This window comes from Aeromicrobium sp. PFPM2_SD2, from assembly GCF_057364525.1.
This window is the reverse complement of sequence record NZ_JBNFNZ010000624.1, coordinates 1-1,088: the sequence shown is the minus strand read 5'-3', so window position 1 is coordinate 1,088 and position 1,088 is coordinate 1. Positions and strand designations below refer to the sequence as shown.

Genomic DNA, 1,088 nt, shown 5'->3' with positions numbered 1-1,088 from the left:
TGCTGGCCGACCGCGCCCGCGCCGTCGTGGCCGCCGGCGCGACCTGGTCGTGCTGTGCACCAACACCATGCACACCTGATCGGCGCGGTCGAGGACGCCTCGACGTGCCGGTGCTGCACATCGCCGACGCGACCGCCGCCCGCATCCAGGCCGCCGGCCTGCGCCGGGTCGGGCTGCTCGGCACGTCGTTCACGATGGAGCAGGACTTCTACCGCGGTCGGATGGCCGGGCACGGGCTGGACGTCCTGGTGCCCGGCGCCGAGGACCGTGCCGTCGTGCACCGGGTCATCTACGAGGAGCTCGTGCGCGGCGTCGTGCGCCCGGAGTCGCGGGCCGCGTACCGGGACGTGATCCAGCGCCTGGTCGACGACGGCGCCGAGGGGATCGTGCTGGGCTGCACCGAGATCGAGCTGCTGGTCGGGGACGCCGACAGCCCGGTGCCGGTGTTCCCCACGACCCGGATCCACGTCGAGGCCGCCGTGGACCGCGCCCTCGCGGACGCCTGAGGCGCCGCACCCCAGATCGCAGGGATCCGCCGAGCGGGTGGACGCTCCTACCGTCGTGCCGTCCGGCACACGCCGGAGCGTCCACCCCGAGCCCGGAAGTCCCTCATGAAGCTCCTGCCCACGCGCCGCACCGTCGCGGCCGTCGCCCTCGCCGCCGCCGTGTGCGCCGGCACGTTCTCGCCGTCCCAGGCCGCGGACGAGCCGTCCGCTCCCGCCACGCCCGCGCCGCGCGTCGCGTCCCCGGCCGACGACGTGCCGCTGCCGCCCGAGCTCGCGGGCTTCGAGCTCGCCGGCGACACGAGCTGGTACAGCTGGGGCGAGCGCGAGCAGGACTTCATCAGGTCGTGCCTCGACGTCCCCTCGCCCGCCGCGCTGGACGCGTTCCGCTCGCTCCCGGACGGCTACATGTTCGGCCCGTTCATGCTCCGGCTGCTGGCCGAGCTGCAGCACCGCGCCGGTCGGCACGAGCAGGCGCACGAGCTGCTGGAGCGGGCGCTGCACGAGTCCGCGCAGACCGGCGAGCGCTTCGACCTGGTCGAGGGCCACCGGCGTCCGCGCCGCCGTGCTGGACGCCCTCGGCCG

2 protein-coding genes are annotated in these 1,088 nt (G+C 75.6%); both read left to right on the top strand.

The genetic code is table 11. The annotated features are described in order from the left end of the window. Positions 1–506, top strand: a 506-nt coding sequence (locus tag AC2W7G_RS16960) for an aspartate/glutamate racemase family protein (protein ID WP_485869472.1), incomplete at its 5' end; no start/stop codon positions are given. Between the two features lie 105 nt (positions 507–611). Beyond that, positions 612–1,088, top strand: a 477-nt coding sequence (locus AC2W7G_RS16955) for a tetratricopeptide repeat protein (RefSeq protein WP_485869471.1), incomplete at its 3' end; no start/stop codon positions are given.